The organism is Bacillus sp. BS3(2021), from assembly GCF_021043345.1.
GTDB classification, from domain to species: Bacteria; Bacillota; Bacilli; order Bacillales; family Bacillaceae; genus Bacillus; species Bacillus paralicheniformis.
Genome location: NZ_JAJNDM010000012.1, coordinates 67,568 through 93,570, shown reverse-complemented (window position 1 = coordinate 93,570; position 26,003 = coordinate 67,568). Strand labels below are relative to the sequence as shown.

Annotated in this window: 29 protein-coding genes and 1 tRNA gene; 22 read left to right on the top strand and 8 right to left on the bottom strand. The window is 43.6% G+C overall.

What is annotated here, in order from left to right; translation table 11 throughout:
* From LQ247_RS20680 to LQ247_RS20650, 7 genes are all read left to right on the top strand, one after another.
* Nucleotides 1-606: HNH/ENDO VII family nuclease (locus tag LQ247_RS20680; RefSeq protein ID WP_216920815.1), on the top strand; the 606-nt coding region annotated here is incomplete at its 5' end.
* 12 nt (nucleotides 607-618) lie between these two features.
* On the top strand, nucleotides 619-1,083 hold the full coding sequence (locus LQ247_RS20675; protein ID WP_065644536.1) for an SMI1/KNR4 family protein: 465 nt from the start codon (nucleotides 619-621) through the stop codon (nucleotides 1,081-1,083).
* Nucleotides 1,084-1,403: 320 nt separating this feature from the next.
* The gene (locus tag LQ247_RS20670; protein ID WP_231006563.1) at nucleotides 1,404-1,619 is read left to right on the top strand and encodes a hypothetical protein; all 216 of its coding nucleotides are present in this window, start codon (nucleotides 1,404-1,406) and stop codon (nucleotides 1,617-1,619) included.
* 63 nt (nucleotides 1,620-1,682) lie between these two features.
* Nucleotides 1,683-4,640 carry a formate dehydrogenase subunit alpha gene (gene fdhF / locus LQ247_RS20665; RefSeq protein WP_231006562.1) on the top strand — a complete coding sequence of 986 codons (2,958 nt, stop codon included), beginning with the start codon at nucleotides 1,683-1,685 and terminating at the stop codon, nucleotides 4,638-4,640.
* The gene (locus LQ247_RS20660; RefSeq protein WP_023855691.1) at nucleotides 4,633-5,193 is read left to right on the top strand and encodes a DUF1641 domain-containing protein; all 561 of its coding nucleotides are present in this window, start codon (nucleotides 4,633-4,635) and stop codon (nucleotides 5,191-5,193) included. Before fdhF ends, LQ247_RS20660 begins: the two co-directional genes overlap by 8 nt.
* Nucleotides 5,194-5,251: 58 nt before the next feature.
* Nucleotides 5,252-5,521 carry a pre-toxin TG domain-containing protein gene (locus LQ247_RS20655; protein WP_025811318.1) on the top strand — a complete coding sequence of 90 codons (270 nt, stop codon included), beginning with the start codon at nucleotides 5,252-5,254 and terminating at the stop codon, nucleotides 5,519-5,521.
* Complete coding sequence (locus LQ247_RS20650; RefSeq protein WP_231006561.1) at nucleotides 5,515-5,871, top strand: MmcQ/YjbR family DNA-binding protein; 357 nt, start codon at nucleotides 5,515-5,517, stop codon at nucleotides 5,869-5,871. The genes LQ247_RS20655 and LQ247_RS20650 overlap by 7 nt, the downstream gene beginning before the upstream one ends.
* Before the next feature lie 245 nt (nucleotides 5,872-6,116).
* Here LQ247_RS20650 and LQ247_RS20645 read toward each other — a convergent pair.
* The 3 genes from LQ247_RS20645 to LQ247_RS22140 all read right to left on the bottom strand — a co-directional run bounded on the left by LQ247_RS20645 (nucleotide 6,117) and on the right by LQ247_RS22140 (nucleotide 6,849).
* Nucleotides 6,117-6,190 (bottom strand) — tRNA-Arg (locus LQ247_RS20645).
* Between the two features lie 124 nt (nucleotides 6,191-6,314).
* Nucleotides 6,315-6,491, bottom strand: coding sequence for a YjfB family protein (locus LQ247_RS20640; RefSeq protein ID WP_003182594.1), 177 nt, complete (start codon nucleotides 6,489-6,491; stop codon nucleotides 6,315-6,317).
* A gap of 223 nt (nucleotides 6,492-6,714) precedes the next feature.
* The gene (locus LQ247_RS22140) at nucleotides 6,715-6,849 is read right to left on the bottom strand and encodes a hypothetical protein (RefSeq protein WP_257878874.1); all 135 of its coding nucleotides are present in this window, start codon (nucleotides 6,847-6,849) and stop codon (nucleotides 6,715-6,717) included.
* A 99-nt stretch (nucleotides 6,850-6,948) separates the two neighbouring features.
* Between LQ247_RS22140 and LQ247_RS20635 the strand changes: the two genes are divergently transcribed.
* The 4 genes from LQ247_RS20635 to LQ247_RS20620 all read left to right on the top strand — a co-directional run bounded on the left by LQ247_RS20635 (nucleotide 6,949) and on the right by LQ247_RS20620 (nucleotide 12,232).
* The gene (locus LQ247_RS20635) at nucleotides 6,949-7,470 is read left to right on the top strand and encodes a hypothetical protein (RefSeq protein WP_231006560.1); all 522 of its coding nucleotides are present in this window, start codon (nucleotides 6,949-6,951) and stop codon (nucleotides 7,468-7,470) included.
* A 184-nt stretch (nucleotides 7,471-7,654) separates the two neighbouring features.
* The gene (gene recQ / locus LQ247_RS20630) at nucleotides 7,655-9,436 is read left to right on the top strand and encodes a DNA helicase RecQ (RefSeq protein WP_231006559.1); all 1,782 of its coding nucleotides are present in this window, start codon (nucleotides 7,655-7,657) and stop codon (nucleotides 9,434-9,436) included.
* A gap of 236 nt (nucleotides 9,437-9,672) precedes the next feature.
* Nucleotides 9,673-10,482: a 3D domain-containing protein gene (locus tag LQ247_RS20625; RefSeq protein WP_023855696.1), complete on the top strand. Its 810-nt coding sequence runs from the start codon at nucleotides 9,673-9,675 to the stop codon at nucleotides 10,480-10,482.
* Nucleotides 10,483-10,642: 160 nt separating this feature from the next.
* Complete coding sequence (locus tag LQ247_RS20620) at nucleotides 10,643-12,232, top strand: solute:sodium symporter family transporter (RefSeq protein ID WP_231006558.1); 1,590 nt, start codon at nucleotides 10,643-10,645, stop codon at nucleotides 12,230-12,232.
* Between the two features lie 31 nt (nucleotides 12,233-12,263).
* On the opposite strand, the gene LQ247_RS20615 is transcribed toward LQ247_RS20620, so the two are convergent.
* Nucleotides 12,264-13,229: a S66 family peptidase gene (locus LQ247_RS20615; RefSeq protein WP_231006557.1), complete on the bottom strand. Its 966-nt coding sequence runs from the start codon at nucleotides 13,227-13,229 to the stop codon at nucleotides 12,264-12,266.
* Between the two features lie 44 nt (nucleotides 13,230-13,273).
* Nucleotides 13,274-13,783 carry a GNAT family N-acetyltransferase gene (locus LQ247_RS20610; protein ID WP_144498579.1) on the bottom strand — a complete coding sequence of 170 codons (510 nt, stop codon included), beginning with the start codon at nucleotides 13,781-13,783 and terminating at the stop codon, nucleotides 13,274-13,276.
* A gap of 229 nt (nucleotides 13,784-14,012) precedes the next feature.
* On the opposite strand from LQ247_RS20610, the gene LQ247_RS20605 reads away from it, so the two are divergent.
* From LQ247_RS20605 to LQ247_RS20580, 6 genes are all read left to right on the top strand, one after another.
* Nucleotides 14,013-14,993, top strand: coding sequence for a hypothetical protein (locus LQ247_RS20605; protein WP_020451766.1), 981 nt, complete (start codon nucleotides 14,013-14,015; stop codon nucleotides 14,991-14,993).
* Nucleotides 14,994-15,145: 152 nt separating this feature from the next.
* Nucleotides 15,146-15,679 carry a DUF420 domain-containing protein gene (locus LQ247_RS20600; protein ID WP_020451765.1) on the top strand — a complete coding sequence of 178 codons (534 nt, stop codon included), beginning with the start codon at nucleotides 15,146-15,148 and terminating at the stop codon, nucleotides 15,677-15,679.
* 168 nt (nucleotides 15,680-15,847) lie between these two features.
* Nucleotides 15,848-17,053, top strand: coding sequence for a glycosyltransferase family 4 protein (locus LQ247_RS20595; protein ID WP_101560982.1), 1,206 nt, complete (start codon nucleotides 15,848-15,850; stop codon nucleotides 17,051-17,053).
* A gap of 13 nt (nucleotides 17,054-17,066) precedes the next feature.
* A complete protein-coding gene (locus LQ247_RS20590) occupies nucleotides 17,067-17,624 on the top strand; it encodes a hypothetical protein (RefSeq protein WP_101560981.1) in 558 nt (185 codons plus the stop codon).
* 192 nt (nucleotides 17,625-17,816) lie between these two features.
* Nucleotides 17,817-18,464, top strand: a complete 648-nt coding sequence (locus LQ247_RS20585; protein WP_101560980.1) for a DUF1796 family putative cysteine peptidase — start codon at nucleotides 17,817-17,819, stop codon at nucleotides 18,462-18,464.
* A gap of 38 nt (nucleotides 18,465-18,502) precedes the next feature.
* Nucleotides 18,503-19,489 (top strand): polysaccharide biosynthesis protein, encoded by a 987-nt coding sequence (locus tag LQ247_RS20580; protein ID WP_020451761.1) that lies wholly within the window; start codon nucleotides 18,503-18,505, stop codon nucleotides 19,487-19,489.
* A 133-nt stretch (nucleotides 19,490-19,622) separates the two neighbouring features.
* Here the strand turns inward: LQ247_RS20580 and LQ247_RS20575 are convergent, their stop codons facing one another.
* Both LQ247_RS20575 and LQ247_RS20570 read right to left on the bottom strand, forming a co-directional pair.
* Nucleotides 19,623-20,273, bottom strand: a complete 651-nt coding sequence (locus LQ247_RS20575; RefSeq protein WP_023855702.1) for a lysozyme family protein — start codon at nucleotides 20,271-20,273, stop codon at nucleotides 19,623-19,625.
* Nucleotides 20,274-20,363: 90 nt separating this feature from the next.
* Nucleotides 20,364-21,701, bottom strand: a complete 1,338-nt coding sequence (locus LQ247_RS20570; protein WP_023855703.1) for an APC family permease — start codon at nucleotides 21,699-21,701, stop codon at nucleotides 20,364-20,366.
* A gap of 152 nt (nucleotides 21,702-21,853) precedes the next feature.
* Here LQ247_RS20570 and LQ247_RS20565 point away from each other — a divergent pair, with 152 nt between their 5' ends.
* From LQ247_RS20565 to czrA, 3 genes are all read left to right on the top strand, one after another.
* Entirely contained in the window at nucleotides 21,854-22,105 is a 252-nt protein-coding gene (locus tag LQ247_RS20565; RefSeq protein ID WP_231006556.1) for a YnfE family protein, read from the top strand.
* Between the two features lie 139 nt (nucleotides 22,106-22,244).
* A complete protein-coding gene (locus LQ247_RS20560) occupies nucleotides 22,245-23,069 on the top strand; it encodes a hypothetical protein (RefSeq protein WP_231006555.1) in 825 nt (274 codons plus the stop codon).
* An 85-nt stretch (nucleotides 23,070-23,154) separates the two neighbouring features.
* Nucleotides 23,155-23,487 (top strand): Zn(II)-responsive metalloregulatory transcriptional repressor CzrA, encoded by a 333-nt coding sequence (gene czrA / locus LQ247_RS20555; RefSeq protein ID WP_003182557.1) that lies wholly within the window; start codon nucleotides 23,155-23,157, stop codon nucleotides 23,485-23,487.
* A gap of 40 nt (nucleotides 23,488-23,527) precedes the next feature.
* Here the strand turns inward: czrA and LQ247_RS20550 are convergent, their stop codons facing one another.
* Nucleotides 23,528-24,007 carry a sporulation protein gene (locus LQ247_RS20550; protein WP_229129024.1) on the bottom strand — a complete coding sequence of 160 codons (480 nt, stop codon included), beginning with the start codon at nucleotides 24,005-24,007 and terminating at the stop codon, nucleotides 23,528-23,530.
* Nucleotides 24,008-24,215: 208 nt separating this feature from the next.
* On the opposite strand from LQ247_RS20550, the gene LQ247_RS20545 reads away from it, so the two are divergent.
* Both LQ247_RS20545 and LQ247_RS20540 read left to right on the top strand, forming a co-directional pair.
* Entirely contained in the window at nucleotides 24,216-25,151 is a 936-nt protein-coding gene (locus tag LQ247_RS20545; RefSeq protein WP_145654376.1) for a helix-turn-helix transcriptional regulator, read from the top strand.
* Between the two features lie 53 nt (nucleotides 25,152-25,204).
* Nucleotides 25,205-25,957: a zinc ribbon domain-containing protein gene (locus tag LQ247_RS20540; protein ID WP_231006554.1), complete on the top strand. Its 753-nt coding sequence runs from the start codon at nucleotides 25,205-25,207 to the stop codon at nucleotides 25,955-25,957.
* The last annotated feature ends 46 nt before the right edge of the window (nucleotides 25,958-26,003 follow it).

Genomic DNA, 26,003 nt, shown 5'->3' with positions numbered 1-26,003 from the left:
AAATCGATGCAAAGGGTCGCTTCAAACATAAAAGGAATTCAAATACACAACCCTTTTGCGCCGCAAGTTCAGTTTGCAGGTGGGGGTAAAGTCCCTTATCATGCACTTAATGGGGAGCATATAAAAGACAGTCTTATTCAGTTTGCGAAGAAAGTTTCTGATATAAGCAGAAAACCGTTTACAGGAAAAAATATAAATGTACCTTGGTTAAATAAGGAACGATTTGAAGCGAAAGAAATTGAAGGGCATGTAAAGACTAAAGGAAAGATTAAAAATGTAAGTAGAAGAGTTTATACGTTTAAGGATCTTGATATAAATAGAATTGACCCTGAAACTGGAATGACAAATTTACAACTGATGCAAAAAGGAAGAACTCCGTATGCGAACGATGGTACTCAAATTAACCTCCATCATCTAATTCAAGAAGAGCCTGGACCAATGGCAGAAATACCTGATAGTTGGCATACAAAATACTCCAAAGTTCTTCATGGACTAAAAGGAAAGGGAGAAAGTTTCAGAAACGATCCTATACTTGAAAAACAGTATAATCTTTTCAGGAAAAGATATTGGAAATGGAGAGCTAAACAATTTGAGAATCAAGATTAAGAGGTGGTTTTAGTGAACTATTCGCAAGTTGAACAATTCATAAAAGAAAATGCTGAAGATGATGATTTTACAGGTGGCATTAGCATCGAAAAAATTAATGAAATTCAAGAAAACCTAAACGTAAAACTACCCGAAAGTTATAAATGGTTTTTAAAAAACTATGGGTCCGGTGGAATTTACGGTGTAGATATTTTAGGTCATGGAAAAGTTTCACCAAGAGTAGTAACAGTTACTGAAGATTACAGAAATCACTATGGTTTAATTGATGGTATCGTAGTCATTGAATATGTAGATGAATTCTCTTATTGTCTTGATACAAACAGGATGGTAGATGGTGAATGCCCAGTTATACTTTGGGATAATCAAGAGGGTTATGGTCGAACAGTAGCTACTAATTTTCTAGAGTTTTTCATGGAAGACCTTAAGGAGTCTAAAGAAAACTGGGAAGAAGACGAAGAGTGGGACGATGAAGAATAATTTAATATATTCAAGCACTTAATCTCTGATTGAGTGCTTTTTTTATGTTCCAATCCGATAAAAATCCGACAAAAAGGGGGATAAAATGGGGGACTTTTTCTATTCCACTTTGTCATACGATAGAGACAAGAAAAACGAACGTATACCTGAGTCCAAGAAGGAGAGCCTGCGGACACTGATCTTTTGCACACGGATGTTGTGCAGCTGATTGGTGGCCGCTTTTTTATTGGCCAGAATGGGAGACGCACCTTTCCCTTATCAAGTGTGTACTCGGATGTATCGAATGATGATGAAGGTCGTCAGCTTCACAGGAGGAGCGGATGGAGTCTATGCAGGATTGCGCGCCTTCAGTTACGGTGTTTGTCGGTGTTGAAAAGGACGCCGCCCCAAAGCCGGAAAGAGAGCCTGTCAGTGCTGCTGCCACGGTTAGAACAGACATTGTTTTTTTTCATGCTGATCCCTCTTTTTCATCTACCCTCTCGTTTCCCGGTGAGGATGCAATAAAACATGTGAGTGCGCTTTGTATGTTTTATTGATCCCTTGCAAGGGAAGAGAAGTGGGTAATTCGGTATATACACAAGCAAGAAAGGGGAATGGAGATGGCTGACAAGAAAAAAATCACAATAAACGGCGTTGAAATGGAAGCGTCCGAGGAACAGACGGTGCTGCAGCTTTTGAATAACAGCTCGATTGAAGTGCCGCAAGTTTGCTATCATCCTAGCTTAGGGCCGATTGAAACATGCGATACGTGCATCGTCAGCATCAATGGCGAGCTGAAGAGGTCGTGCTCCGCTGAATTAAAGGATGGCGACGTCATTGATACGCTTTCGTCTGATGTGAAAAAAGCGCAGGTTATCGGGATGGACAAGATTTTATATAATCATGAGCTTTATTGTACAGTTTGCGATTACAACAATGGGGGATGTGAAATACATAATACGGTGAAAGAAATGAAAGTCAATCACCAAAGCATCCCGTTTGATCAGAAGCCTTACCATAAGGATGAATCAAATCCGTTTTACCGGTACGATCCGGATCAATGTATTTTGTGCGGACGCTGTGTCGAAGCGTGTCAGGATGTTCAGGTAACTGAAACACTGACCATAGACTGGGAGCGGAAACGCCCGCGCGTCATTTGGGATAATGATGTGCCGATCAATGAGTCATCTTGTGTATCATGCGGACACTGTTCTACCGTCTGTCCATGTAATGCGATGATGGAAAAAGGAATGGAGGGGGAAGCCGGATATTTAACAGGAATCGATGACGAAACGCTGCGTCCGATGATCGAGATCACAAAAGGCGTAGAAACAGGGTACGGCTCGATTCTCGCCATTTCCGATATGGAATCTGCCATGCGTGATGAACGAATCAAAAAAACGAAAACCGTCTGCACATACTGCGGCGTCGGCTGCAGCTTTGATGTCTGGACAAAGGGCAGAGACATTCTGAAAGTCGAGCCGCAGGAGGAAGCGCCGGCCAACGGCATTTCTACTTGTGTAAAAGGAAAGTTCGGCTGGGATTTCGTCAACAGCGAGGAACGCCTGACAAAGCCGCTGATCCGAGAAGGCGACCATTTCCGCGAAGCTGAATGGGAAGAGGCGTTATCGCTGATCGCCAGCAAGTTCACGGATTTAAAAGAGGAGTTTGGCCCGGATTCGCTTGCCTTTATTACATCTTCTAAATGTACAAACGAAGAATCCTACCTCATGCAAAAGCTGGCCAGAGGGATCATCGGCACAAATAATGTCGACAACTGTTCGCGCTATTGCCAATCTCCTGCGACTGCCGGCCTGTTCCGGACAGTCGGCTATGGCGGTGACTCAGGGTCGATTACAGATATCGCGGAAGCGGAACTTGTGTTGATTATCGGTTCGAACACGTCTGAATCGCATCCGGTCTTGTCCACTCGCATTAAACGGGCTCATAAGCTGAGGGGACAGAAAGTGATCGTAGCGGATATCAGAAAACACGAAATGGCAGAGCGCTCTGATTTATTTGTCCAGCCGCGTGCCGGATCAGATATCGTCTGGCTGAATGCCATCGCCAAATATTTAATTGAAAACGGCAAGGCAGATGAACGCTTTTTGCAGGAAAGAGTGAACGGACGGGACGAATATGTGAAAAGCCTAACGCCGTATACCCTTGAATATGCCGAGGAGAAAACCGGAATTGATCAAGAAACCCTCATCCAAATGGCGGAGATGATTGGTCAGGCTGACAGTGTGTGCGCATTGTGGGCAATGGGCGTGACACAGCATATTGGCGGAAGCGACACGAGCACGGCAATTTCTAATCTGCTGCTTGTGACAGGAAACTACGGTAAACCGGGAGCAGGCTCTTACCCATTGCGCGGCCATAACAACGTGCAGGGGGCAAGTGATTTCGGAAGCATGCCTGACAGAATGCCGGGGTATGAAAAAGTGACGGACGAACAAGTCCGCCAAAAATACGAGCGGGCGTGGGGTGTGCCGCTGCCGAAGGATCCGGGCATGACCAACCACGAAATGATCGAAAAAATCCATTCCGGCCAGCTGAAAGCGATGTATGTAAAAGGTGAAGAAATGGGTCTGGTCGATTCCAATATCAATCATGTACACGCCGCATATGAAAAGCTTGATTTCTTTGTGGTGCAGGACATTTTCTTTTCACGAACAGCCGAGTTTGCTGATGTTGTTCTTCCTGCGAGCCCGAGCCTTGAAAAAGAAGGAACCTTTACAAACACAGAACGCCGTATTCAGCGGCTGTATCAGGTGTTTGAACCGCTGGGCGAATCAAAGCCTGATTGGCAGATTATTATGGAGGTAGCCAATAAGCTTGGCGCCGGCTGGCACTATGAGCACCCTGGAGAGATTATGGAGGAAGCAGCCATGCTGTCGCCGATTTATGCCGGCGTCACCTATGAACGCCTTGAAGGCTACAATTCCCTGCAATGGCCTGTAAGCGCTGATGGAAAGGATTCGCCTTTACTCTTTACAGAGCGCTTCCCTTTCCCGGACGGCAAGGCCAAACTCTACCCTGTTCAGTGGACAGAGCCTGAAGAGTTCGGTGAGGAATATGACATCCACGTCAACAATGGGCGGCTCTTAGAGCATTTCCACGAAGGGAACCTGACCTACAAATCAAAAGGGATTTCGAAAAAAACGCCGGAAGTGTTCTTAGAAATTTCTCCTGAACTGGCGTCAGAGCGGGGAATTCAGGACGGAACCCTTGTCAGACTCACATCGCCTTTCGGAAATGTCAAAGTGAAGTGCTTGATCACTGATCGTGTCAAAGGGAAGGAAGTGTATCTGCCAATGAACGATTCAGGGGAAGCAGCGATCAACCTGTTGACAGGCAGCCATGCTGATAAGGATACCGATACGCCTGCATACAAAGAAACATCGGCCAAATTGGAAATTTTGAAGCGCGATGGAACCAATCCGCTGCCTAAGATCAATCACCGCAACGGCAATCCGCAGCCGCAAATCGGTGTGCAGGTACAAAAGAAATGGGCGCGGAACGATTATATTTTCCCTGGCGACGCTGTGAAAAGGGGGATTGGGCATAATGGCTAAAGCGATTAAACGAATTCAGAAAATCGAGATAACCGAAGAGGATCAGAGAAAGCGTGATATGAAAGAAATAGAAGATGCATTAGTCGAAAATAAGGAAGCCATTCTTGAAACGCTGCATATGATTGGGCACATGAACGAGCGCGGTGTTTTGCCAATGCTCCGCGGCCTTTTTGGCCAAGGAGATAAAGTTCTGGACATCTTAGTGAAAAAGGCAGATACAGAGGAAACGGCCAACACGCTTAAAAATCTGCTTCTTCTGTTTGGGACGCTCGGCATGTTAGACGTGAAACAGCTGGAACCTCTCATTTTGAAAGTGAATGCGGGAGTTGCAAACGCGGTGGAACAAAAGGACAGCGAAGAGAAAACAGGTTATTTTGATGTCATCCGCTCACTCAAAGACCCGGAAATCAACAAAGCAGTTACACTGCTATTCTCCTTTTTAAAAGGAATGGGACAAGATACAGAGGAGCTGGAACGCACGACTCAGCCTCCGGAGCACCAAAAACATCATCAGGAACCCCGAGAGAAAAGAGGAATGAATAAGAGGGATTGACCCCGCCCGAGCCGGCTGTTGCCAGCTCGGGTTTTTTGCAGGCAGCCGGCTAATCAATATGAAATCGAAGCAAAAAGAGCTCACTCAAAAAACAGGAAGATCTTGCGAGCGGGAGTGGTATGAAAAAGTGTTGGATGCAGGCAGCACATTTGCAGGAAACATCACCGGATATTATGATTACAAGAAAGCCACTGAGGGTGTTAATCCCGTTACAGGAGAAACATGTCTCCTTCACATCATGACTTCAAAAAATTCACCATTGTTCCATCTGGATCGGCAAATGCCGAAAATCTATTTAAGTTGTTGGAGGAATGATTCAGTATGTTAACAAGAGAAGATATCTTTAAGTATGTCAAAGAAAAATTCGGTACATCGCCAGATTACCCATTTCAAAAATTTCCATACTATGCCGCTTTAAGACATGAATCTAACGAAAAATGGTATGGTCTTGTAATGAATGTTCTTCCAGAAAAGTTAGGCTTAGATGGAAATGACGAAATAGATATTCTGAATTTAAAATGCCCTCCCGAAATAAGCGGCAGTTTAAGAAATGGAAAGAGTATTTTACCTGGATATCATATGGATAAGGAAAATTGGATATCACTTGTTTTAGAACGTATAGATTCAGAAGAAGAAGTTTATAACTTAATTGAGCAAAGCTTTAATTTAACCAAGTAAATCATGAAATGATCGTTTCGCAAAAGGAACCAGAAAATGTTCAAACTTTATTATAAAACCGAAACTTAAATTCGTTGGATAAGAATCCGTTTTGATCAATCTTTTTTTTCAAAACGGGTTCTTTCTATAATATGTGGGTTCTCATGATGATTTTAATCAACTTTATTTTAAAGCAACAACAACACGGCCATTAACAAAAGAGGCAAACCCTTACGTACCAAGGGTTTGCCTCTTCTCATTTAAAACGTCCCAGGAGAGATTCGAACTCCCGACACACAGCTTAGGAGGCTGTTGCTCTATCCACCTGAGCTACTGGGACACAGAACAATATTATAGTGCAAAAATCAGAAAAAATAAAGAGGTTGCAGCGGTTTTTTTAAAAATTTCTTCGGGAAAACATACATCCGGCAGACTTTGCAGCCTGCTGAATATATGTTTTGGCCTTAACCTTTCAGGTCAATATGATGTCCTGAAACGGGATGTGGCGCCTGAACCATGTCAACGAGCTGCTGTGCGCTTTGTTCGGCGGTGTCCAAAGCCGTCTTTGTCAGCGACATTTGCACGTTTTGATAAAGAGCGGCCTGACTCATGGCCATTGATAAAACAGCAATATCCAACATAACCACCTCCTTAACATGTGTATCGGTTAGAGAGGTGAGGACTTTACTCATATTTACTAATCTGAATATTCAATTTAATATAGTGGTAAACCGATCCCAGCGGCATCTTAAACACCATGAAAAAGAAGCCGTCTCTCACCGCCACTGACCGGTTCCTTGTTTGTCTTCGAATAAGAAGAGCTGTTTTGTATCTTCCGCGATTCTTCACTTCCTGAGCATTTGTCTAATGTCCTTTGTTGATTTCATTCTCGAAGAGGCTGATGATTCTATCATTCTGCTTGACAATCGTTCGCAACATGGCAACAATGTTTCCTGCAAATCCGATCAATATGATCATTAATATGATGATGATCCACATGGTAAACCACACCCTTTTGCACAAAATTTTCCTTTCGATTCAACATTACCACCTGGTCTTTCACAAAACAACTTTCCTTTTGAAACGGAGGCTGATTTTATGGATTGGCTTGAATTTGTTTCTGCGACGGTTCAATCATTGGCATGGCCAGCTACTTTGATGATGTGCGTTTTGCTGTTAAAGGAACCTTTGTCTGAACGGATGAAGGAATTGATCAAACTGAAATACAAGGACTTTGAATTGGAGTTTGACAAAAGGCTTCAGAAGCTCGTCTCCGTACGGGAAAAAAGGTTATCGGGACTGACATCTGTACGGTCAGCGCCGGCAGGGGAGAACATGATCGAAAGCGCTTGGTCTGATGTTCACAATGTTCTGCGGGAAACAGCCTCGACATTTGATCAAAATGCGATCCGCCTTGAAGGCGATGAATTGATTCAAATGCTGCATGACCGCGGAATGATACAAGACGACGCGGCATCTGTGCTTTCAGATCTTTCCGCTCTGCGTCGGGATGCATCGGACAGAGTGAGCATTACCGGAGCCCTGGCATACAAAACACTTTGCTTGGAGGAAGCGAAGCGTTTGCAATTATTAGCTGAACAACAAACTGCGATTAAATAAAAGGCGAAACGATTCATTTGATACTCTGACGCTTTACATCAGCGCCGGAGTTTTTTTGTATTTGAGCTAAAAATGAATTTTCTTTATCGAATAGACGATTTTACGGAGAGAGGCTGATTGCCGGTTTAAATATGATATCATGGTGGACAGGAAGAAGTTTATGATAAGAGAGGGTTTCATTTATATGCTAGAGAAAGCTGAAGCTTTATTGCAGCACTATTATGGCTATCCTTCACTGCGTCCGGGTCAGAAGAAAGCCATTCAATCGGTCGTTTCTGAAAAACGGGATACAGTATGCATTATGCCTACGGGCGGAGGGAAATCAATCTGCTACCAAATTCCCGCGCTCCTTATGGAGGGGACAACCATTGTGATCTCTCCTTTAATTTCCTTGATGAAGGACCAGGTGGATGCGTTAAATCAGCTTGGAATTCAAGCTGCGTACGTGAACAGTTCTTTAGGCCATGGCGAAATCGCTGAGCGGCTTTCCGTTTTAAAGGAAGGCGGCTACAAGCTGTTTTATGTCACACCTGAGCGGCTGACGTCTCCCGATTTTATTCGCGTGCTTTCCCGCATTCATATCCCGCTGACAGCGATTGATGAAGCTCACTGCATTTCACAGTGGGGCCACGATTTCAGGCCGAGCTACAGACATATTGAAAGCTTTTTAAATAGCCTCGGCACCCGTCCGGTCGTATTGGCATTGACGGCTACCGCAACGCCCGAGGTTCATGAGGATATTTGCACACAGCTCGGGATCGAAAAAGAGAGCACGGTTTTCACCGGTTTTTCACGGGATAATTTGACGTTTAAAATTTTAAAAGGCGAAAACAAGGATCGTTTTATCGAATCATATGTGGAGAAAAACCGCTCAGAGGCGGGAATTATTTATACAGCGACAAGAAAGGAAGCCGAAAGAATATCAAGCCGCCTGTCTCAAAAAGGAATTGCGGCCGGGTGCTATCACGGCGGGATGAATGATGAAGAAAGGGACCGGCAGCAGGATCTCTTTTTAAATGACGAGATCAGTGTGATGACAGCGACCTCAGCATTCGGAATGGGCATCGATAAATCCAATATCCGCTATGTGATTCATGCTCAAATTCCAAAGAACATGGAGAGCTATTATCAAGAAGCAGGACGAGCCGGACGCGACGGTCTTGACAGCGAGTGTATCCTGCTATTTTCTCCTCAGGACATCCGGCTTCAGCGGTTTTTAATCGAACAGTCGACAGAAGATGAAGACATTCGGGCGCAAGACGTGAAAAAGCTGAGGCAAATGGTTGATTTTTGCCATACTGAAGGCTGTCTTGAGCGGTTTATTCTTTCTTATTTTGGCGAAGTTTCGACTGAAGACTGCGGCAGGTGCAGCAGCTGTCTCGACACCCGAAGCATCACCGATGTGACGAAGGAAGCACAGATGGTACTGTCCTGCATCATCCGCATGGGAGAAAGGTTCGGAAAAACCATGGTGGCGCAAGTTCTGGCAGGTTCGAAAAATAAGAAAGTGACCGAAAACGGCTTCCAGCAATTATCGACTTACGGAATTTTAAAGAACCGGTCTATTGCCGACATCAGCGATTTTATAGAGTTTTTAATCGCAGATGAGTACATCCAGATGTCCGACGGAACATATCCCGTTCTCTTTGTCGCCAACAAGGGGCGAAACGTTTTGCTCGGCCGGGAAGCGGTGATGCGCAAAGAAAAAATGCAGACAAGTCAAATTGTTAAAGATGACGAATTGTTTGAACGGTTAAGAGCGCTGCGCAGAAAGCTTGCCCAGGAACAAGGCGTGCCTCCTTTTGTCATATTCTCTGACGAAACGCTGCGGGAAATGAGCGGGAAAGTTCCCCTGACAGACGAAGAACTTTTGTCAGTCAAAGGAGTGGGAGAACAAAAAAGAGTAAAATACGGCGCTGTATTTCTACAGGAGCTTCAAGCCTATAAAACTGAGAAAGAAGCATAAAAACCCAAAAACATCATATGTAAAAAGTTTTTTTAGTAAATCTCCTATTGCAGATAAAAAAAGATTGGAACCCTTGATCCACCTGAATTTATGCCGATTTTTGGACGGCTGAAAATCCTCCTCGTAAAATAACTGTAATCAAAAACAAATTGTTTTGTTATTGATTTGACATTTTCATATGTTACGATTGCTCCTGTTAGCCGGACAATAAAAAGCTAACAAGGGAGGATTTACTTATGAAGAAGACGTTTATGTCCTTTGTTGCAGTTGCAGCACTATCTTCAACTGCATTCGGAGCGAGTGCCTCTGCAAAAGAAGTAACAGTCCAAAAAGGTGACACCCTTTGGGGAATCTCGCAAAAACAAGGGGTAAATCTGCAGGACTTAAAAGAATGGAATCAGCTTTCCTCAGACCTGATTATTCCAGGACAAAAGCTGAACGTTTCTGAAAAACAGACAGAAGAAAAGAAACAATATACCATTAAAAAGGGAGACACTCTCTGGAAAATCGCTCAACAATTCGGCGTTTCCGTGAACGACCTTAAAAATTGGAACAACATAAAATCAGATATCATTTACCCGAATACATCCATAACTGTTGACGGACAGGCGACGGTTCAAGCTGCTGCGGCGCAGCCTGCGGAAACAAAGCCTGCCGTACAAAAAGAAGCGAAAGTTGAGAAAGCTGCGCCTGCACCTAAGCAGGAAAAAGAAACGGCTTCCCGTTCAAACGAATCTCAAAGCTCTCAAAGCGCTGCAAAAGAACTGACGGTTACCGCAACGGCATACACTGCCAATGACGGCGGAATGACAGGCGTGACAGCTACGGGTTTTGATCTGAACGCCAATAAAAACGCCAAGATTATTGCGGTGGATCCAAACGTGATCCCGCTTGGATCCAAGGTGTATGTTGAAGGCTACGGAGAAGCGACTGCTGCCGACACCGGCGGTGCGATCAAAGGGAACAAAATCGACGTATTTGTTCCAAGCAAATCCGCGGCAAAAAACTGGGGCGTTAAAACGGTTAAAGTAAAAGTTTTAAAATAAGAAGTTTTACCATTGATGGACACTGACCATGGAGATGATCAGTGTCTTTTTTCTGTTTTCTGCATCTTTTTTTCGATTTAGATGTTTTTTTAGATTGGCAAATGGGTAGTTCAATAGATATGTACATATCAGCTGATTTAGAAAAGGAGATGTAGGAGTATTGCTGTGGATTATCATGACATTTTTATTGATTAATGCAGGGATTTTTATTTTTTCTTATCTGAGGACAAAAGATATTAATTTGAAGACGTCAGACGGTTATTTTCTCGGCGGGCGCAGTCTCACTGCTCTCTATATTGGAAGTTCGCTGCTTTTAACCAATTTGTCAACAGAACAAATGGTAGGGTTAAACGGTCAAAGCTATTCGGGAACGATGAGTGCGATGGCTTGGGAGGTTACAGCACCGCTTGCGCTCATTATGCTGGCATTCGTTTTTTTACCGAGGTATCTCAGTTCTGGGGTTACGACGATACCTGACTTTCTTGAAAAACGCTATGATCAAAGAACGCGGCAAATCGTCTCGATTCTCCTGCTTCTGGGATATGCGACCTCGTTTCTGCCAACCGTATTGTACTCCGGGGCGCTCGTTCTCGATCAAGTGTTTAATATTTCCTCTGCGCTTGGAATCAGTACGTTTGCGACTGTTTTTTTCATCTCGCTTGTGATCGGGGCCGCAAGCTGCTGCTACATATTTTTTGGGGGACTAAAAGCTGCGGCATCGGCTGATGCCATTTATGGCGCCGGTTTAATTCTTGGCGGTCTGTTTATTTTTGTGCTTGGAATCATGGCAATCGGCGACGGCAGTCTCTTAAACGGCTATACTGAGCTGACGAGTGTACATAAGGAAAAGCTGAATGCCATTACAGCCGACAACGCTGCAGAAGTCCCGTGGCCGACGATTTTTACGGGACTGCTTGTGAACAACTTATTTTATTGGGCTGTTAATCAGTCGATCGTTCAGCGGGCGCTTGGGGCGAAAAACTTGGCTGAAGGGCAGAAAGGCGCATTGCTGGCCGGTGTATTTAAGACGATCGGTGTGTTTTATCTCGTTCTTCCCGGGGTTATTGCTTACCATCTTTACGGAGGTCATATTGAAAATGCTGACACCGTTTACCCTAAGCTGATCGTTGATTTGCTGCCGACTGCACTTATCGGTGTCTTTGCCGCGATTTTATTCGGAGCGATTCTCAGCTCGTTTAACGGTTCGCTGAACAGCACGATCACGTTGTTTACATTGGATTTGTACAAACCGATCTTCAAGCCTGAGGCAAAAGAAGAAGAGCTTGTGAAAACGGGAAGGATCTTTGTGGTGATCCTTGCCGCGGTGTCGATTATCATCGCGCCTTTTATTCTGTTTGCGCCGTCCGGACTTTACAATTATTTGCAGGAAATGTTCGGATTTTTCAATGTCCCTGTATTGGCTGCCGTCGTCGTTGGATTCTTTACGAAAAAAGTGCCGGCGCTTGCTGTGAAATGGGCGATATTCGCACACATTGTTTTGTATACCATCTCAAAAATCTATTTTGGCCAAATTCATTTTCTCTATATATTGGCCGTTTTGTTTCCGTTTTCCGTTCTCTTGATGCTTTTCATCGGAAAATTGAAGCCAAGGCCGTCAGAATTCAAGCTTGAGAAAAATGCTAAGGTTGACTTGCGGCCATGGAAGCATGCCAAACTTGCTTCTATTCTTGTGATTTGTCTGATGGCCTGCATTTATCTGTTATTTTCGCCTTGGGGTCTTGCCAAATAAAAAAAGGCAGAGGATGTGTTCATCCTCTGCCTTAATGTTTTGTGATACAAAGTGATACATGTTCTTTCTGTGCGTCGATCCGGCACCGTCCGCCAATCGGAAATGTAAAGAAAGGGGTTGTATGGCCGAAATCTATATTTGCGATAACGGGTATTTGAGAAAGCTCTTTTTTTGTTTGCACAATTTGTTTAAGGAGCTCAAGCGTTACGGCTGATGCTGTCTGAAAACGGCCAATGAGAACGGCTTTGACACCGGAAAAATCGGGCAGATGAAGCAAGGACTGCAGATCGCGGTCAAAAAACGCTGCCGGCGATTCCCAATCATCCTCAAGAAACAATACGGCGTTCTTGATGTCAGGGAAATATTCCGTACCTTGCAATAGGTTCAATGTGCACAAATTCCCTCCTATGATCTTTCCGTCTGCTGAGCCTTCGTTGATCACAACAGGGCCGCTGTTTTGTTTGGGACATTCTTCAGTTTCGATTTCTTCACACCACATCGATGATGGTTCAACATCGTAGACACCGCTTGCGCAACAGCACTTCAAAAAGTAATCTGTCATATAGTTTAGTCCATACCCCATTGAAAAGCTTGAAAAATGAGGTCCCGAATAGGTGACAAGCCCGGTTTTTGCATAGATCGCCGCTGAAAGAGCGGTAATATCTGAAAAGCCGCAGAACACTTTTGGGTTGGCTTTTATGAGTTCATAATTCAAATGTGATAACAGCTGATTGCTGTTATACCCGCCGAGCACAGTGAGTATTCCTTTGACGCGTTGATCGGAAAAGGCATCATGGAGATCGCTTACTCTCGATTGAATGCTGGAGGAAGAACATTCATCAATTTCATTAGCATGTGCGGAAAAAGAGATTCGAAATCCGAGATTGTTTAAAACCGTTCTCGCCTTTTCGATCTTATCGGTGTTGAGAAGTGACAGGCTTCTCGATGGGGCAATCACCCTGATTTCGTCACCGGGCTGTAGTTTTTCTGGAAACATGAACGGGCACACCTTTCATTGTTTCTATCTATTTCACCATACTTTTAAAGATCCTGCCACTGAATTTCACCGGATTTTGAACCGGGGTCGATCGTTACTTCAAAATGATGCTTTTCATAAAAATGGATCAGCCGGTCCACATGGTCCCAATCCCTTTCAGCAATGTCCCCCGTGATGACCGGTATGTTGTGCTCGCGGGCTTTTTCTTTTAAATACTTCATGCAGATGGAACCATAACCGTAGCTTGCCGGCCCTTTAATATCCCCGATATGGATCGCGCGTTTTTCTTCTTTGTAGGAAGCGACAAGAGAAAAATCACATCTTCCGCGGTACGGCGACTGGCAATCGCTTAACATGATCTTGCATGTCCGGCCATCATCAATCGAATGGACAATCATCCATTCATCGTCTTTCGATTGATCAATACCGAGCACTCGCGAATCTTTGGAGATATCCTTCATATTTTCACGCATCCGAAACAGTTGAAATTGCAATTCGTTCAATTCCTTCTGCAAGCCGGAGCTGTCTTTTTGCATTTCTTCATCCGTTATCATAAAACTTGCTCCTTTCCATTAAAACATACAGTTTTCGATTATAGTAAAAAGAACGGCAATTTGCAAATGGGTTGCTAGAATTAAATTTTAATGTAATTTTAAACAAAAATTTCACATTCTACGATTTTTTTGTGATAGAATTCATATGACTTCTGGTATATTTACCTAGGATACGAGACAATGGATCCTCCTAATCCCAGAAAAACCATGACAAAAGGAGCGTACGATTTTGAAGAAAAGAATTTTTTCTCTATTGATGCTGATGTCAGCTTTTGTTCTTGTATTAGCTGCATGTCAGCAGGCTGATCCAAAAGGATCTTACGCAACGGCTTATAAAAAGCTGATTTCTGCGAAATCATACGAGTTTTCAAGTGATATCGGCTTGAAAGTTGACGCATCCAACCTTGGAGCGGAAGATAAGCAAGTTGCTGATATGCTGAACGATGCAACATTAACGATCAGCGGAAAAACGAATGCTGAAACGAAACAGTCTGAGGCTGTGATTAAAGCGAAGCTGAAAGTCCAAAACATGTCGCTTGATTTCGATATTCCGGTTTATATGGACGAAAAGAAACAAGTCGGCTACATCAAAATTGACAGCGTTCTTGACAGCTTCGGCTTCTTCCTTGGAACAGCCGGCATGAATTTTGACAGCGTCAAAGGCAAGTACCTTGAATTCCCGCTTGAAGATGACAAAACTTCATCTCAAGACACGGATGAACTTCAAAAACAATTGATGGAATCCATCAAAGAAGCTGCAGACAATCTGCCTGCAGATAAGTTTGAAAAAGCGGATCTGACAGATAAAGAAAAAGAGCAGGGTGCTGCTCAAAAAGTCGCTTTCAGCTTTAGTGACAAAGAAATTAAAGCTGCGGTCGTCAAGTTCATCGAAATCGCCGGAAAAGCGAGCGGAGAAGCTGTTCCGAAGAGCGAGCTGAACAAGATTAAAGACGGACTGAAAGACGTCACATTCAAAAAGTTCGATGTGACATCAACAATCGATGACAAAGAAAATCTTCTGACTGAAAATGCGGATATCTCTTTGTCTGTTGACAGCAAAAAAGCACCTCAATCTTTAGGCATCACGGCATCTACAACTTACAAAAATATCGATGGTGACGTAAAGTTTGAGCATAAACCGAATAAAGAAGATATCGTAACTGAAGAAGAATTCGAAAAATTAATGGCTAAAGATGCTATGAATTTCTAAGGCATCCGCCTTGGTTCCCTTCCTCGTTCTAGAGGAGGGGAATTTTTGTATATTCTGTGACTAAATTCTGACGAAAAGCCGAAAACGTTGACATTCCTCCTGAATTTGAATACGATTTTGATAGCTTGCACAAATAGGAGAGATTGCCCGATATGACACATACACAAAAAAATAAAAACTATACAGGCATTGTTGTTGCTCTGACGATTATCATAAACGGTGTCATTGCCCTCTTGTTTTTCATGCCGAAAAGCGACAAATTCGCTCATTTGGATTTGACTTTTCTGCCGCTTTTGAACGCAGTCTGCAACAGCTTCACATTCATTTTCTTAGTGGCTGCACTGATCATGATTAAACAGAAAAACATTAAGGCGCACAAGCGGTTTATTTTTGCCGCTTTTACGACAACGTTCATCTTTCTTGTTTCATACTTAACTTACCATTCATTAATGCCTGACACTCATTTTGGCGGGGAAGGGATTATAAGACCGATCTACTATTTTATTTTGATCACACACATTGTCTTGTCCGCTTTAATCGTTCCCTTGGCCTTGTTTACGTTGTTCAGAGGCCTGAGCATGCAGGTGGAACGCCACCGCAAAATCGCCCGCTGGACGATGCCGCTTTGGCTGTATGTCAGCCTGACAGGTGTTCTCGTCTATATGATGATTTCCCCATACTATTAAAAGCCGGAGAATCCGGCTTTTTTTTGTTCCCGCAACTTCTTCTCTTTTAAAAGCGATTTTCCTCTGGTACAAAAATATATGCTGAAATAGATGATCGTCTACACAAGATATGGAAATAGGAATATAAATAATTAGAGCTTTTTATAGAAATGAAAAAGGGAGATGGATATGAAAATTTTGCTTGCCACTTATTGGAATATACCCCATGTAGGTGGTGTATGGACATATATGGAGCAATTAAAAGAAAAGCTGGAGTCCTTAGGACATGAAGTGGATTTGCTCGGATATGGAGAAGAGAGCAGTATCGTTCATATCGTAGATGAAAACCGCAGCGTCAAAAAAGATGAGCTGCTTCCATTAGTTAAAGCAATGATGAGCGAAGAGAAGTATCCGGAAATATACGCAAATCAATTGGTCAGCTATACTGAGCTTCAGCGCTATGTCTATGAGCTGGGCGCTGCCTATTTGGGACTTGACAAATATGATCTAATTCATGCGCAGGATATCATTTCAAGTACATGTATTAAGCGTGTTATGCCTAAAGATCAATTGCTTGTCACGTCGCTTCACGGCAGTGTCGCATATGAAATCAGAGATCAGCTCAACACCATCCACAGATCGTCGACTTCCCATGTTGCAAAGGCATATTTTGACCACCTAGAAACAATAGGTGCGATGTCTGGCGATACGGCGATTGTTGCAAACAACTGGCTTAAAGATATTTTGACGGAAGAATTTGAAGTGCCGGAAGAAAAAATCCTTGTTTCTCAGTACGGCTATGATATTGACGGATTTCTGGGACGGATGGACACAAAGGCAGCTGATATGCCTTTAACGGATAAGAAAGTGATCCTTTTTACCGGAAGAATGATTGAAAATAAAGGTATACATCACTTAATTGAATCACTAGCTCTATTAAAAAACCGTCGAGACGATTGGGTATGCTGGCTGGCAGGAGAAGGGGAAAAGCTCGCCGGACTCAGAATTCAAAGCGAGCAGCAGGGGATTGATGATAACGTCGAATTTCTGAGAAATCGGAAAGATGTGCCTTACTTGTTATCCCTCGCTGATATATATGTTCTTCCAAGTCTTTTGGATAACCAGCCTTTATCTTTAATTGAAGCTCAAATTGCCGGGGTTCCTGCAATTGTCAGTGATGCTGGAGGTTTGCCGGAAATGGTAGAGCATGAAGTGACTGGCCTTATCGTATCAAAGGGAGATGTGAATGCACTGGCAAATAGTTTAGAACGATTGCTGGAAGACGATGATTTTAGAAATCAATTGGGGAATAACGCCAGGGAGTTTGCTAGGAAGCATTGGGATATGGATGAAGCCGTCACCAGGGTCCTTGATATTTATCAAAATGAGAAATAAGGAGTGAAATTGAATGAAATCTTTAATTATTAATCACTTGTTTGAAGGTTTAAACAAAGAAATAGATGCTGAATGGTGGGCAAAATATGTGGATCTGCTGGTCGAATTCACCGAAGAGCGGAATAGCCAGAAGCAAGATAGCTCAACGGCATCCGCAGAATCAGATACAGATGTGAGTGAATCTGTCGATGAGAGCCTTAAACCTTTAATAGCAGAGCTAAAAGATATTTTTGAAGATATGAATAGCAGCATTTTGGAGAATAATAATAAAGTTTTAAAAGATATTCTAGGGGCTGCAGCTCAAGGAATTGATCGCAATGTTTTAGAGGAAATCATCGAGTCAGTGCGTAAAGAAGTCAGAGTGTCTGATCCCGAAACGGCAGAGTCTTTAGAAACGTTTAAAGAATCGACTGACAATAATACGGTTACCAGCTCTACTGAAAGTTTGGAACGGTCAGTTGTAGAAACACTTACAGAATCACTGCCCGAAGACCACACAATCCCAAGCCCCGAAACTGTAAAGGTGCTTAAAGCAGTTCAAGAAAATCGTAATGAAAGTGAAAATAATTAAAAATAAAAAGCCTTCGCAATCCGAAGGCTTTTTATTTTTTTGTATTCTTATTATTTCAAATTGAAATTAAATGCAGTAGGTAGCTGTCTTTTACCTTTTTCCGTTACGAGGCATACAATACTATCAGCAGTATATCTTTTTCCTATTAAAGAAGAACATAAAATAGGAGGGGAACGATGAGGTGATTGATAGATGAATTTAAAAGACATTAAAGGTCAATATGATGCCGTTTTTAGTCTGGGACATCTTTGTTTAGCGGCTATTCAGCTGAGAAACAATGATTTAAGGCCTTTTGCAGGACCTCTGGACTGGGTTACCACGAATTCTCTCTCAGATCTCAATCGGCTTCTTAGAAATCGCTTCACCGGCTTTATGAATTCTAAAAATATCAGAGTCATTGGCTATAATACAGGTGAAAAAAAAGAAGAGGGATCTACAATCTATGTTTTAGATGACTTTTATAACATTGGCTCTGTTCACGACTTTGACGCGGATCAAAATACGCTTGATCAATTGATCACTTATTCTGAAGTGATGGAGAAGTACAACAGAAGGATTAACCGCTTTTTGGAGAAAGTTTCAACAGGCAATCGCATCCTATTTGTCAGGACAGAAGGAGAAGGCAGCTTTAAAGAAGCACAGGAACTTGAACTTGTATTATCAGATTTGGTTCAGCACGACTTTAGCGTTCTTCTGGTGAAGCACTCGAAGGTGAATGGGATTGTAGAGAAAAATTGGCCATTAGAAAAGACTTGCACTGTTGAACTGCCGGACAAAGAGATATGGGAGTCAAACAATGATCTATGGGCATCGTTGTTTAAAGGAATCACTCTCGTTTAAACCGGATTTTTTTGGAGTTTACCAGAGGAGGAAAAGAAATGTTTGAAAATAAAACGATATTCATTACTGGAGGAACAGGCTCATGGGGCCAGGAACTCATTCTTCAGCTGCTATCCTTAAATCCTAAAAAGCTCATTGTATTTTCCAGAAATGAAGAAAGACAAGTTCAAATGAGAAGGCAGATTGAAGATCCGAGGCTGACGTTTTTCATCGGGGATATCAGAGATCGGAAAGCGCTGAATACAGGATTAAAAGGTGTCGACTATGTCTTTCATTTAGCTGCGCTGAAGCATGTGCCGGTTTGTGAAGAACAGCCGCTTGAAGCATTAAAAACGAATGTCACAGGGACGGAAAACGTTATTGAAGCAGCGATCGAAAACGGGGTTAAAAAAGTCATCAACGTCTCGACTGACAAAGCGGCTGACCCTGCCAACTTTTACGGAATGACGAAAGCGATCGGCGAGAAGTTGATCGTATATGCGAACCATCTCTATTCAGACACGGATTTTATTTGTGTAAGGGGAGGAAATGTGCTCGGAAGCAGCGGAAGTGTTCTTCAGCTTTTTAAAGACCAGATCAGGAAAAAGAACCAGGTCTCCATCACAGACAAAAGAATGACCCGTTTCTTCCTCACGAAGGAAAAAACGATCCGGCTTTTATTAAAAGCGGCTGAAAGCGGTCAAGGCGGGGAAATTTTCATTATGAATTCGCCGGCCTGCAGAATTTTAGACATGGCTGAAGTGCTGATCGAAGCTTACGGAAACGAAAAAACGTCCATTGCAGAAACGGGGGCAAGGCCGGGGGAGAAGCTTCATGAACTGCTGATTTCACCTCATGAACGGCAGCATGCTGTTTCATTTACAAATGACCTCGCGGTGGTGCTTCCTGCAATCAAAATGCCTGAACTTCATAAAAAGTATGCGGATTGTCAGCCTTTAGAAACTGATCATTTGAGCTCAAAAGACTTTTTAATCTCAAAAAAGGAAGTAAAAGAAATGCTGAAAGAAGGCGGTTTTTTGGAGTAGAAGGATGGACCGAAGCGTTCACGGAGAATACGCGAACTGATGACAGGCATGGCATGCGGCTGCAGGCGATGCTTCTGTTCGCTCCTCGAAAACAAGACAAGCCGGACGAAAATTCACCCGGCTTGCCGTTTTGTCAATGTTCAAGTGTTAACCCTTCGATATGTTCTTCGACTTTTTTTGTGCGTTCCATTACTTTTTCCGTGTAAGAATAATCCCCGTAGCAATAAGGGTAGCGGAAATTGTTTGTATCTCCGCCGCAATTATACAGATCGGGGTTCTTTTTGACTTGTTCCTCGGAAAATGCCTTTGCCAGCTTCTCTGAGTGCTTTCCGCCGTGTTTTGAGACGTAATCGATATAACCCGATCCCATATTATAGCTTTGGATAATCGTTTCAATATCGACGCCTTTTTTCTGTCCCTTTTTATACATTGCTGTAAAGTGGCGCACACCCTGCTTAATGCTTGCTTTTGGATCGTCAATCTCATTTCGCTTCATACCGAGAGATTCCGACGACTGCATCGGATCACCGCCTCTGCCTTTCGACTCCTGATACATCATGCCCAATAAAAGAGCGGTGTATTGTGAAAGATCCTGTTCATCGAGTTCTTCTTCAACAAGAGGTTTGTAATCTTTTAATCTCTCAAGAATGTTAGATTCAGTGTCAAGAGGAAGCCATTTTAATTGTTCCAGACCGGAGATGGCAAAGAAAATGATCAAGGGAACAAACACAAAAAAAGACAAACAGCCAGCTCCGGCTAAACATCCCGATTTCTTTTTCTTCAATGGTTTCACCTCTGTAGCGCCCTGATGCAAAACAGTATACAGCCTCATTTATTATGACATATATCTTCAAGAAGACCAAGCGATATCCTTCTATCTTGGATCGCGGTCAAAGCCGAATGTGACGTTCGGAAGAGTACGGATTCTGAACAAAAAGTATATAAAACCGGCAATCAGCCAGCCGGCTCCAATCATGAGCGCATTTTTGCTGATGCTAAGCAGCAGCCAGCCGCAGAAAGAGGCTCCCAAAAAGGGCAGAACCAAATAGCGAAGCGTTTTTAAAAAGCCTCTTTCCTGTTTTCGAATGTAGTAATGGCCGATGACAGACAGGTGGACAAAAATGAATCCGATCAGCGCGCCGAAACTGATGAATGAATAGATGACCTCGAGTTCCCCGATCATGGCCGTCAATGAAATCAGCCCGATGAACATAATGTTAAACACCGGCGTCTTTAAAGTCGGATGCACATAGCCGAAAAAGCGTTTCGGAAGAGAGCTGTCCCGCCCCATCGCATACAAAAGCCTCGAAGCGCTCGCATGCGAAGAAAGCGAGGATGAAACGACAGCGACCATCGTGCCCGCCAAAAAGAAGGACTTTAAAAAAGCGCCTCCTGTATATAGGGCTATTTCCAGCGATGCCGAATCGGCATGCTGGAAGCTATCATAGGACGGATAGATTTGCTGCATCAAGTAAGAAATCGCCGTAAACAGCGTTCCGCCGATCGCTACTGTTAAAAAGATGGCTAACGGAATGTTCTTCTTCGGGTTGACCGTTTCTTCAGACATGGTGGAAATCGCATCAAAGCCAAGAAACGAAAAACACAAAATCGTCGCTCCTGATACAATCAGGGAAGGCTCGATATCAGAACGGAAAAACGGATCGGCTGAAACCAGCTCGCCCGTCCCGAGGCCGTCTGCGAGCCCGGCGATCATAAATCCGGCAAAAGTCAGGGCGACGATCACTTGAAAAGCGACGAACAGCCCTGTAATATTTGCGGTTAGTCTGATGCCTAAAATATTGACAACGGTAATCGATAAAGCGAGCAGAACGACCCAAAAGCCATGCGGCACTTCAGGAAAAGCCGCCGTCAAATAAGCGCTGCCGATCGCAAAATTGACCATCGGCAAAAATAAATAGTCTAGCATGATCGTCCAGCCGGCTAAAAATCCTGCGTGCGGATGAATGCTTTCATATGCATATGTATAAACCGATCCCGCTTTTGGATAGGCTTTGACCATGCTGCCGTAGCTCAAAGCGGTCAAAAGGAGTGCGGCAACAGTGAATATGTATGCCGCCGGAACGTGCCCCTTTGTCAGTTGTGCGACCACTCCGTATGAATCAAATACGACGAGCGGGTCCATATAAGCAAGGCCGATCACAACAAGCGGGCCGAGTGTAAGGCTTCGTTTAAGCGCAGTTTCGTTTTTCAATGACTTCTAAATCCCCTTATGTAAAAAATACAGAAATTAAGACATATTTTATCTGTTTTTTTGCGCTTGAGCAACTGTATAAAACCTCTTTTTTTCGTATAAAAATAGCAAATGTTGCAAACCCTTTGAAAAAAGGCAAGGAGTATGAAGGTATGGATATATTGAGAGGCTATGTTGAAGCCGTCAAAAGAAATATGGAGACGATGAATGCATCTGATTATGATGGAAAAGAAGAGGATCTAAGAAAACAGCAGGAAGAGCTCGAACGCTATGAACAACGGTTAAAAGAGAAAAGCGCTTCGGCCGATCGCTTTGATCAGGTAGTCGATGCCGCTGTAGATTGTGCGGCCGGCGATATTTCATTTTCACAGCTTGAACATATGTATCAGCAAGAAGGCAGCTAGCGTCCGGATCAGCGGACGCTTTTTTCGCGATTCAGGATGATGCGGACAGATCACCTGGATAGCGCAATATATAGAAGCGAAAAAATCATGTACATGTGAAGGAGATGGTAAAATATAGTTTGAAAGGGGAGGAGCAATTTTGACTAACTATATTTGCACGACGTGCGGTGTTCAATATGACGCTGCTCCGAAAGAGCCGGCGGAATGCATTATTTGCAATGAAGAAAGACAGTATGTCAATCATTCAGGGCAAGCTTGGACAACGCTGGAAGAAATGAAGCAAAGCGGAAGGTTTCAAAACGAAATCGCATTGGAAGAAGAGCGATTATACAGTTTGACGACAACCCCCGAATTCGGCATCGGTCAATCGGCATACCTGATACAGGAGCCCGGTTTTAACTTACTGTGGGATTGTATCACATACCTGGATCAGCGGACGATTGAGAATATCGAGCGGATGGGCGGAGTCCAGGCGATCGCTTTATCACATCCGCATTATTATGCTGCACAAACGGAATGGGCTGAAATGTTTGATGCTTCGATCTACATTCATGAAGATGACAAACAATGGGTGCAGCGGCCGAGCAGCCGGATTGTGTTTTGGTCCGGCGATTCCCTCAAGCTGTCAAGCGGGTTGACCTTGCACAGGCTTGGCGGCCATTTTAAAGGGGGAGCGGTCTGCCATTGGGCAAACGGAAACGGAGGCAAGGGAATCCTCCTTTCAGGAGACATTATCCAAGTCGTTCAAGATCGCAGATGGGTGAGTTTTATGTACAGCTATCCAAATTTGATTCCTCTTCCTGCCGGCAAAGTGGAGCAAATAGCTGATCAATTAAAAAATGTTCCATTCAACCGGCTGTACGGCGCTTTTCGCCGCTCTGTGGAAAACCATGCCGGAGAACGTGTACAGCTGTCAGCCGCAAGGTATGCAGAAGCGCTTCTGGGAACGCTGTTTTCGACTTGATCTGTTCCCTGGCTATAAAACTTTTCAACCGGTATGTTTTGGTATATGATATGAAGGTAAAAGTTGCGCGGAAAAGGTGAAAAGCATGAGTGAGCACAATCAGGAAACAACAGAAAAACAGGTGCGGGCCGAGTTAGATGAAGAAACTTTATTTCTCGTTTCACAGACGTTTAAAGCGCTCTCAGACCCTACGAGAATCAAAATTCTTCACCTGCTCTCACAAGGCGAACATTCGGTCAATGAAATAGCAGAGAAGCTGAGTCTGCTGCAGTCAACCGTTTCGCACCAGCTCAGGTTTTTAAAAAATCTTCGTCTCGTTAAATCAAGAAGGGCAGGGACTTCCATTTTTTATTCTCCGGAAGACCAGCATGTCCTCGATGTACTTCAGCAGATGATCGATCATACACAGCATGACTAAAGCTTATGAAAAGGCAAACTCCACATCCCGAGTTTGCCTTTTACGCTGAGCGTTTTTCTTCGTTTCTTCCTTTTTTTAAAACAAAAAAAGAGAAACCGACATAATAAACGGCCAGTACAAAAAAACCGATCATCGTGGCCGGGTCCTGCGCAAAAAGGGCGCCGTACGCTGCTGAACCCCCGTTTGAAACCGCAGTATGGAGCTGGCCGATCTCGGCGATCCGGTAAAGAAACCGGTATAAAAATAACAAAAGTACGATCAATTCAATCCATAAATGCGTTCTGAAATAAAGGATGCCGTCCCGATTTTCGATTGACACATGCTTCAGCGCATAGGCGGTCAAGATGAGTCCGAGCGCGATCCCAATCAGATCATAGAAGTATGATAAAGGGTGAAGTGCGCTCATCGTCAGCAGAAAAACGAAAATTCCCGAAAAGAGGATGATCCGGAACAGCATGCGTGCCGGCTTTAGAGGCTGATAGCCGACTGAGCGTTTGAACTTGATATAGACGAAGGACACAATGGCGAAAAACTGTAAAAAATAATATATGATGTTTTTAAAACCTCCTTTTTTAAGGAGTATATGTCCAAACTGTATAAATCGTAACAGGAAAAGTGATTTTCTAAATAATTGGGTGATGAGATCCCCTTTTTTGTCATGATATTCCAAAATGGTGTGTGCTTTAGAATGAAAATTGACAGCGTAAGATGAATGTGAGGGATCTGCGGTGAAAATTGACCGGCTATTGGCCATCGTGATTTTATTGATTAATAAACGCCAAGTGCAGGCAAAGGAGCTTGCCGGCATGTTCGAAGTCTCTGTCAGAACGATTTACCGGGATATCGAGGCGATCAACCAGGCGGGCATTCCGATTGTTACCTTACAGGGAGCGGGAGGCGGGATCAGCATCATGGAGCGGTTTCGGCTCGAAAATAAACTGCTTTCTGCAGACGAACTGGCTGCCATTACTACGGCTTTGGAAAGCGTTTCTTCGACGTATGAAGTCCTTCATCACGGTTCTGCCCTTGAAAAAATCCGGTTTCTCGTTTCCGAAGAAGAAATGCCGGAATTCCGCAAGAAAACGGAAAAATGGTTTGTTGACATCTCTTCCTGGGGAGAAAGTCCTGTCATCAAAGAAAAGATCCGTTTGTTGGATGAAGCGGCAGACAGCACGCGGGCGGTCTCCTTTACATACGTGAACAGAGAGGGGCAAACCGGAACAAGGAAAGCTGAGCCGCATACCCTCGTCCTAAAGGGAAGGCACTGGTATTTATATGCGTTTTGCCTGAAGAGACAGGCGTTTCGCTTCTTTAAACTGTTGCGTATGAAAGACGTGCAGATGCTTGAAGAAAAGTTTGAAAGAAAGGAAGTTGATCTGTCTTCACTTCCTTGGGAAACATCATGGTACAAACCGGACAATATGACCGAGTTGACCCTTCTCATTAAACCGTCGGGAGAGCCTTTGGCGAGAGAATGGTTTGGCTCAGAAGCTCTCACTTATGAAAACGGACAATGCGTGGCAACCGTTTCTTATCCGGAAGATCAATGGCTGTACGGATTTCTCCTCCAATTTGGAACACATATTGAAGTTCTCACACCTCCCCGCATCCGTCAAAAAATAAAAAACTTGGCTAATCAAATTGTACATTTATACGAAACCTGACACGATGCTGTCAGGTTTCTTTTTGTATGATGAAGAAAAAGGAGGAATGAAACATGGAACATCATGTTTGCCAAAGCTGCGGCATGCCGATGACAAGCGAACTTTTCGGCACAGAAAAAGACGGGGGGAAGAATCGCGACTACTGTATGTACTGCTATGAAAACGGAGCATATACACATCCGGATGCGACATTGAAAGAGATGATTGACATCTGTGTTCCTTATATAAAAGAAGAGGGAAAAACCGAGGCCGAAGCGAGATCGCTCTTGGAGCGGACGCTCCCTCATTTAAAACGGTGGGCGTCGGATACGCAAACGAGGCGGGCAGAGAAGATGAGCTTTTCTCATTTCGAAAAACAGAAGGCAAAGTTATTCAGCGGGATATCGACCGTGACAAGCAACCGTGATGAAGTATCCGAAAAAGGTAAAATTCCTTCCATGTGGAGTTTATATCGCGAAAAATTTCCGCATACTGAACGCCAGGACATTAGGAGAGACACGATCGCACTTTATTCAGATTATGAGACGGACGAACACGGGACATATACATTTTCAATCGGAACGTTCGTTGATCAGCAAGAAAAAACGGCCAATCTCATTTCGCTCCCTGCATCCGAATATGCCGTTTTTGTTTCAAAGCGGGGGAGGATCGCGGAGGTCGTGTTTGAAACTTGGCAAGAGATTTGGACATGGGATGAAAAAAATCTTCGTACTTATACCGGAGATTTTGAAGTTTATGATGAACAAGCAGAAAATCCCGAAAATGCCCAAGTTGTCATCTATGTTGCTGTCGATCGAAAAAAATAATGCTTGCAAAACTAATGCCATTAGTTTTAAAATGAAAACTAACGGT